This window comes from Psychrobacter sp. (genome assembly GCF_036731945.1).
Taxonomy (GTDB): domain Bacteria; phylum Pseudomonadota; class Gammaproteobacteria; order Pseudomonadales; family Moraxellaceae; genus Psychrobacter.
The window spans coordinates 1-7175 of the sequence record NZ_DAINDI010000059.1 but is presented as its reverse complement, the minus strand read 5'-3'; the positions used below and the strand labels follow the sequence as shown (position 1 = coordinate 7175).

General features: G+C 44.6%; 9 protein-coding genes. 1 reads left to right on the top strand and 8 read right to left on the bottom strand.

From position 1 onward, the window contains the following. A partial coding sequence (locus V7D75_RS11405) for a DUF1853 family protein (protein ID WP_333614648.1) occupies window positions 1–471 on the bottom strand: 471 nt, incomplete at its 3' end. Between the two features lie 142 nt (window positions 472–613). On the opposite strand from V7D75_RS11405, the gene V7D75_RS11400 reads away from it, so the two are divergent. Further along, window positions 614–916 (top strand): monooxygenase, encoded by a 303-nt coding sequence (locus V7D75_RS11400; RefSeq protein WP_333614647.1) that lies wholly within the window; start codon window positions 614–616, stop codon window positions 914–916. 397 nt (window positions 917–1313) lie between these two features. Here the strand turns inward: V7D75_RS11400 and V7D75_RS11395 are convergent, their stop codons facing one another. From V7D75_RS11395 to V7D75_RS11365, 7 genes are all read right to left on the bottom strand, one after another. Continuing rightward, entirely contained in the window at window positions 1314–1859 is a 546-nt protein-coding gene (locus V7D75_RS11395) for an N-acetylmuramoyl-L-alanine amidase (protein WP_333614646.1), read from the bottom strand. A gap of 64 nt (window positions 1860–1923) precedes the next feature. Continuing rightward, complete coding sequence (locus V7D75_RS11390; protein ID WP_305936083.1) at window positions 1924–2085, bottom strand: hypothetical protein; 162 nt, start codon at window positions 2083–2085, stop codon at window positions 1924–1926. A gap of 301 nt (window positions 2086–2386) precedes the next feature. After that, window positions 2387–3010, bottom strand: coding sequence for a hypothetical protein (locus V7D75_RS11385; RefSeq protein WP_333614645.1), 624 nt, complete (start codon window positions 3008–3010; stop codon window positions 2387–2389). 70 nt (window positions 3011–3080) lie between these two features. Next, window positions 3081–3254, bottom strand: a complete 174-nt coding sequence (locus tag V7D75_RS11380) for a hypothetical protein (RefSeq protein ID WP_333614644.1) — start codon at window positions 3252–3254, stop codon at window positions 3081–3083. Window positions 3255–3266: 12 nt separating this feature from the next. Continuing rightward, the gene (locus tag V7D75_RS11375) at window positions 3267–3884 is read right to left on the bottom strand and encodes a hypothetical protein (protein WP_333614643.1); all 618 of its coding nucleotides are present in this window, start codon (window positions 3882–3884) and stop codon (window positions 3267–3269) included. After that, complete coding sequence (locus V7D75_RS11370; RefSeq protein WP_333614642.1) at window positions 3884–4192, bottom strand: hypothetical protein; 309 nt, start codon at window positions 4190–4192, stop codon at window positions 3884–3886. Before V7D75_RS11370 ends, V7D75_RS11375 begins: the two co-directional genes overlap by 1 nt. Then, a partial coding sequence (locus tag V7D75_RS11365) for a host specificity protein J (protein WP_333614641.1) occupies window positions 4192–7175 on the bottom strand: 2984 nt, incomplete at its 5' end. The genes V7D75_RS11365 and V7D75_RS11370, both read right to left, overlap by 1 nt.

The window sequence follows — 7175 nt, the reverse complement described above, 5'->3', positions numbered from 1 at the left end:
AAACTTAATCGCCAATTCCCAATGCTCAACCAGATTGTCTTCATGATTATACAAAATCAAATCAAGCTCGCCTGTTGTCTGCTTGCCATTGTATAACTGTACGTTATTGGCAAGCGTCTCATACGGATGTAATTTGCGCGCAAAGCCATCTTCTAGCCAAAATGACAATAAGCCTTCAAAGTGAAAACCCAAGCGATTGGGGCTAGGACGTTTTAATAAGTAGCGAGTTAGCTCTTGATAAGCATAGGTGCTATCCAGTTCTTTTAAACGCGGCTCGTACGCGGCATATTGCTGTTGCCAAAAGTCTGCGCTATTTATTGCAACTTTGTGGGTAGTTTGATGTGGTGCGAAATCTAACCACGTCGTCAAGACATTAGGGCAGGCGAGCACATACGCCAAATCACGTACAAAAGGTCGCCGATAAGCTTCCCAAGGTGCATAGCTATCAAGGCGTGGCGTAAGCTCAGACATAGGACAAACCAGAGTAAATATAAAGTATTTACCCTAGCGACTTGCTTACTAAAAGTCTATAGCGAATCGTAATATGTTAAGATTGTAGTCATCTGGCAGAATATATGATTGCCAACCCTTTAATAACACAGAGGATTAAATTATGAAATACCTTTTGCAAATCGACTTTCCTTATAGTGGGCCTTTTGGTAGTGCGTTTTTTGATGCCATGAAGGAGTTGGCTGAAGATATCGCAACCGAAAACGGTTTGGTCTATAAGCTATGGACAGAAAATGAAGCAACGCAAGAAGCGGGCGGGATTTATGTGTTTGATAATTTGGACGATGCCAACAGATATTTAGACAAGCATAGCCAAAGATTGACTTCATTTGGTTTTAAAGATATCAAATCTAAAGTCTTTGTCATTAATGAAGCGCTAAGTGCCATAACCAAAGCGTCTTTGTAATACCGTCTTTGTAATACTTAGTGAAGAATAATGAGCACAAAAAAAGCCAACCATTGAAAACAATGATTGGCTTTTTTGTTTAACTACTATGTTTGGTCGGAACGGCAGGATTTGAACCTGTACGATGCGCGTAATAGTATTATATTGCATTGCTAAACGTAGTAAACACAAGGGTTTAAATATTTAACGTGCAATACAATGCAATGGTTGTTGTGAAATTTGTGCCAAAATTTGTGCCAAGAGTGCGAGTAGGGGTGTGAGATACTCGAACTCTTTTTGATGGCAGTTAATATAAATCAGTTAAAAATAAACATAATTAAATCATATGTTTATAAAAAATGGTTTTGGTTGATTTAAACTGATTTACTGCAAACTGCGCCAAAAACTGCGTCATGATTTACGCCTTACACTTAACGCCAACATGCTCAGCAATGACGTCTGCAATCTCACGCGCAATCAGCCATTTTTTGGCTTGGTACGTGGCAAGCTCTTTTGGATTAGAGATAAAAAATAGCTCTAAGATTATACCACCTTCGCGGACATAGCCTAGTCGTGAATGTTGACCACTGTTTTCTGGTTTAAAGCCACCAGCAGGACCACGCACTGGGATCCCCATCACATCGCTGATTGCTTCGCATAGTTTTTGGCAGATTACTTTGTCCTTTGGTTGTGCCAATGCTTCGACGCCGCCCGCTGTCGGCAAGTGAAAAGCGTTACAGTGAAACTCAATAGCGACCTCACCTTGCTTGATAAGCTTAATCGCTTGACGCAACGTTTGATTGTCATTGCCGCGACCATCGGTGACAACATCAATGCCTAAGTCTTTTAGACAATACGCAACGATATTGCGCATGTCAGTTGTGATCTCAGCTTCGGTGATATTGCCGTTTACCGCGCCTGGGTCAGTATTGCTATGACCGGCGGTGATTACTACTTTAGCCATAATGTTTACCTTATTTTAGACATTAAAAAAGCCTCTAAATAGAGGCTGTGATTAATGTTGATTATTATTTATCTTTATCTGCAATGCGTAGCGCATAGTGCAGTGCGTTAAGTGCCATAAGCCCACGTCGGTAGTGACTTGGTTTGACATAGGGCTGGACAATCTCGCTGTTTTTGATAGCGATGTTTGTCAGCTGACTTGCAGTTTTGATTAAATTAAATCGCATGATTTGCTCCTGTTAATGTCTAAATCTTGGCGGCCAAAGTGTTTTAAACTTGATTGGCCGAGGGATTGTAAGCTGCTTCACATAAAGCAAATTATTAATCAGCATGATTAAACTAAACAGCGTTATTGTAAAAGTTGGCGCATAGTCGCTGCCCCAATCTGCCCATACCAACACCAACCAGCCGACCGCATAAAGATGCAATTTTGCGGTACAAATAGCGCCTCGGGTGTTAATTTTCTTTATTAGAGTGACAATGATACATAGTACCAATCCGAAGATCGGTATTGCATGATTAACTATATTAAACATTGAACACCTCCGTATAGTCGGCGCTCAATGTCACTTGAGCATCAAGACCTTCGTTTAATTGTGGCAGCATAACAAACGACGCGACAATACCGACTAAGATTGCGCCAAAGAGCTTTAATGTATGCTCAGAAAGTAAATCTAATGCGGCGGCCAAGAATTTAATGCTACGCTGCACAATCAAATCGATGACTGCATCTTGGAGCTGCTTATTGCCAATCAATCTTCCTGCTAAATACACCAGGGTTGTACCGCTAAAAGCGGCTGTTACTGCTGTTAGCATCATAAGAGCCGGATTCGGCTCGGACGTGATGGTAGGCAGCACAACAAACGAAATAACGAAACCAACCGCAATTGCGGTCGTGAGCTTACTTGCAGTGGTACCGCGTGCGCGCATATAGTCTGTCGTTAATGACAAAAACGCGCCTACAAACGTGAGTACGATCATCGTAATAAAAAGAAACCATAAGGGTAGTTGCAGATAGAAAAATAAATACGGCTCATTGAGCTGCATACTAAGACTGGCCGCGTTTGCTGCACTTGCGGCGCTTGCAGCGGCGCCCATCGCTGATAGCGCAAGTAGTTTCGCTGTTGTAAATACAGCTAGGCTTTGCTGCATAACTCCTCCTCAAATTTTAGATAAAATAAAACCCCAATTAAGGGGCAATGGTAATGATGCGGCGAAAGATTTAGCTTATTTGGCTTTGTATAATATTGTCATTAATAATATCCTGCACACGCTTTTGCTGCTCTTTTTCAAAATCGCGCTGCACTTGAATATCAATGGCATCTTGCATGGTAGGTTGATTGGTTGTGGTGGCACATCCGCCAACCAATAACGCTGTTAATAGTAGATATTTCATATAAAACCTCTCTTAAAAGTTAGTAACATCAATAACAGCGAAGCTTAATCGTTTTGGGTAAACGAACCCTAAAAAAGACGGCAGGTAATCCCTTTCGCTAATTACTCTGCGTATCTCTAATGTGGTGCCGTTTTTTATAAAGCTCAATGTCCCTAAATGATGCGTATTAAAATTATCTGACGCTAACGCCATGAAGGGTATACGAATAGGTATGATTGCGAATCTACTCACGCCATAGTCTTTGGTGAACAAGGCGCCATTAGACCCACTCATGTTTTCATAGTTAGGTATGTCAATAAAATCAATGACATTACAGCTTCTAAGGTCAGATGAGAATGTGAGTAAGCCTGCTTCATCATATACTTCAAGCCCCATCTTGCCCTTTGGGACATGACCAAACTCAAAGATATGTAACGTGCCGTCACCTTGAACTGCTTGCGTCAATACAGGTGGGTCTTCTATAAACTTAACATTAACGCCTTTCGTGTTATCGGGCTCTATTGCGTAAATCCTATCGTAAAACTCTACGTCTCCACTGTATTTCTGAGTGCGACTGCGGCTTAAGTCATAGTGCTTATCCGACGCTTGCAGGGTGCCGTTATCGCTGTAAACCTCAAATCCGCTTGGCATCAGTAAGTCCCTATCGTTATTTCTAAAAAGTTAGCATTCGGATATAAGTTGCCGTTTGACATCCTTAGACTGTTGGTTTGCACTCTAAACCCATTGCTTAGCTTTGTGACAGTGATCTGATCAATGAGATTGCCGGTAGCCACTGGTGTGATGAGATAGAAAGGCGCATCACTGGCTAATAATGAGTGAGTAAACGTTCTGTCCATATTTGGTACGATTTTAAATCTCTCTAAAACCTTAATCGTCTTTGTATTGGTATCAAAGACGATGTTTCCTAGCTCGTTAAATACTTGTAATCCTTGTCCCATTACCATAACCCCAATCTAACGCGCAGTTTATTGTTAGCATCATAGACACTCAGCAAGCTATCCTTAATTTCTAATCTAGCGCCAGTTAGTGCTGATTTGAAATGCCCAATCGTTGCTGATAATGCTGATAAAGACGTAATGGTTGCTGTATCAATCTTGGCCAGTGTAATGGCGCCATTGGCTATGTAAGCGTTTCTTAGATACGTGCCTATCGGGATAATGACACCATTAATCTCTTGTGCTGTTTCATAATGCACAAACCCTAGCTCCTTGCTGCCGTTTGGTGAGCCGATATAGAACTCATCCGCGCGGACAGCAAACGTACCTGTCTTGCCATCGTTATAAGTACCGGTCCCAACCACGTAGCCATTGACATCGAGCACTAGCGACGATTGTGCTCTTAAACCGTTAATCACTACGTTATACGTTTGGATTGATGCTGTATTAGATCCAACCGTTGCTTGCAGCGTCTCAACATTTGACGCGGTGGCGGTCGTAGCAGTTGCAACCGTAGTCAACTCTTGACGTAATTGAGCACTGCTACTACCAACCTCACTTTGCAAATTGGTGATGCGCTCATTGGTTGCATAGTTATCACGCGCCACCGTTTTTGCATACGTCCATTGCTGACTGCGTGACGCATCAGTATAGCGTGATGCATCAGTATATCGAGGTTTGTAGTCTGCGATGACGCCTTGCAGCGTCTCATACTGCACGCCCAAATCATCTTTAATGATTTGCTGCTCATCCAATATCGTGACGATATTTTGAGTGACGGCATTGGCTTTGCTTAATGCTTCCGCTGCTGCCGCTTGCGCATCAATCGCTGCTTTATCAGTGACCGCAACCCATGCGTTACCATCCCAGCGTTTAGGTGTGTTTTTACCGCCGGTTGTATCGATCCATAGATTTTGTGGCAGTTGCCGCGCTACGCTTGGCGTCTGCCATTGGTAGATAACCTCGCCCTTGTTGCCCGCTAAAGTGGCAGCATTGGTAGCGGCTGCTTGAGCAGCATCAGCTTTTTGCTTGGTTTCAATGATGTCAGCAATACGTTGCTGGGTTTCAGTGGCTAAGTCGCCCTCAATGGTGCCGATTTTGTCAATCTTAGTCGTTAAAGCAACATCTAGCGAGCTGCCATTGATTTTGCCTTGTACCAAATCAAGCACTTTATCAGCGCTGTTATCCGTCGTACCACTAATCCATGTGGTCCAATCACTGGTATTACCCAATTTATCGACGATACGGCCACGATAGTATTGAGTCAAACCACCTTGCAGGCCATTTACCGTATGCGTGTCGGTATTAAAAGCAAATTGGCCAAGCGTGGCGACATTGACATCAGGTGTAGACGCGACTTGGATTTCGGTATAAGCCGTGTCGCCACTGCCTGGTGCAAAGATCCAGTCAAGCTGCATACCAAACAGCAAACCAGTTGCTTTTAGCGCTAACAGTTTTGGTGGTTTGCCTGCTTTGCCCGTGATGGCGGTAAGCATTGATGTGGTTGGTTTTGAGATGGCATCAAATGCTGATAAAGCACGGACACGCGCCAGATAGTTACCACTGTAAACCCCGTCGATTTCAGCACTGATATTGCCCGTGCGTGGCAGCTTAATCCAGTCGCCATCATCTTTGCGCCATTCAACGTCGTATGCGACCGCATCTTTAACTTGGTCCCACACGATAACGAATGTGGTGACGTTTTGCGCTTGTACCACACGGTTACGCGATGACACGGTGACACTATCCGGCGCTTGAATGATATACGGATTCATCGGCGGCACTGGTGGGCGCGGCTCAATGATGGTGCCGTTATCTATTTGCGGATATAAGCCTGCATCATACTGCAATGCGGTATACGTGTATTGCGTTCTGTCCTCATTTTCAGTAATCGATAAGACGATAAACGGCATGGTTGGCAGCTCATCGCTATCAACGGCCCAGACATTTTCTGCAGCAACGGGGTCAAACGGCGCTTTGACGGTGATGTTGCGTCCTGATACGCTTAATATTTCGCGAGTTTGGGCGCGACCAGACTCTAAGTTGACGCTTAATCTATCGCCAGCTTTTGCCGGTATATCATCGCGGTCCACAGTGATAACCGTGTAATTGGCATTAACCGCTGATATGCGTCCGCCATTATTGGCACCCGTAAACATCATATCGGCAATATCGACGCGGCTGCCAACGCTTGGCAGTGAGCCGTCCAATCCCATGGCAAAGCTGACGGTTTGCGTACGGTTTTGCTCAGAGAGTAATGCCGCTAGTCCTGCTCGGTACGCTTGGCCTTCGCTGGTACAGCCAACAACTGGCATATCAAGCGGATTGATGCCATATTTTGCAATCGCACGCTCGTTGCGGACGGTCACATAATCGGTCTCGTAATTGTTATCGGGGTTTGACCATGCAACTTGCACAAGCGTATGACGGTCATCGATGGCGGTACCGCTTTTGACGAATGCGCCATCAACGACGTTTGCACGGGTAATCACATAATCAGCGTCACGCGGCGTATCGGCGTCGAGGACGATTTGTGCGCCGTCCCAAAACGACATGCCGCGAAAGATGGCGGCGATATGCTGCAAGACTTGGTATGCTTGCTCAGCGACCTGCAAATACAAATTACAAGTGAAGCGCGGCTCAGTGCCGCCTTTACCATCGCTAACCGGCTCATCACAGATACGCGCGATATGAGCAATGGCCCATTTATTAATCATAAACGGCTTTAAGCGGTCGCCAAGGCCATAACGATCATTAGTGATTAAGTCGTAATATACCCATGCAGGGTTGTTGGTATAGTCTGTTTTAAACTCACCGGTCCAAATGCCCGCGCTGGTACGGCTAACAGGGTCATAATTGACGGGCACTTTAAGATAACGGCCATACATATCAACCGTCATTTTGGGGATATTGCTAAACGCACGCGCGTCAAACGACAGATACAGCAATGCGGTGTGCGGATAGCGCAGTTTGGCGTCGATAATCT

What these genes read in the sequence shown, in the direction of transcription:
- V7D75_RS11400 (WP_333614647.1), top strand. Translation starts at nt 614, where the DNA reads ATGAAATACCTTTTGCAAATCGACTTTCCTTATAGTGGGCCTTTTGGT.
- V7D75_RS11395 (WP_333614646.1), bottom strand. Translation starts at nt 1,859, where the DNA reads ATGGCTAAAGTAGTAATCACCGCCGGTCATAGCAATACTGACCCAGGC.
- V7D75_RS11390 (WP_305936083.1), bottom strand. Translation starts at nt 2,085, where the DNA reads ATGCGATTTAATTTAATCAAAACTGCAAGTCAGCTGACAAACATCGCT.
- V7D75_RS11385 (WP_333614645.1), bottom strand. Translation starts at nt 3,010, where the DNA reads ATGCAGCAAAGCCTAGCTGTATTTACAACAGCGAAACTACTTGCGCTA.
- V7D75_RS11380 (WP_333614644.1), bottom strand. Translation starts at nt 3,254, where the DNA reads ATGAAATATCTACTATTAACAGCGTTATTGGTTGGCGGATGTGCCACC.
- V7D75_RS11375 (WP_333614643.1), bottom strand. Translation starts at nt 3,884, where the DNA reads ATGCCAAGCGGATTTGAGGTTTACAGCGATAACGGCACCCTGCAAGCG.
- V7D75_RS11370 (WP_333614642.1), bottom strand. Translation starts at nt 4,192, where the DNA reads ATGGGACAAGGATTACAAGTATTTAACGAGCTAGGAAACATCGTCTTT.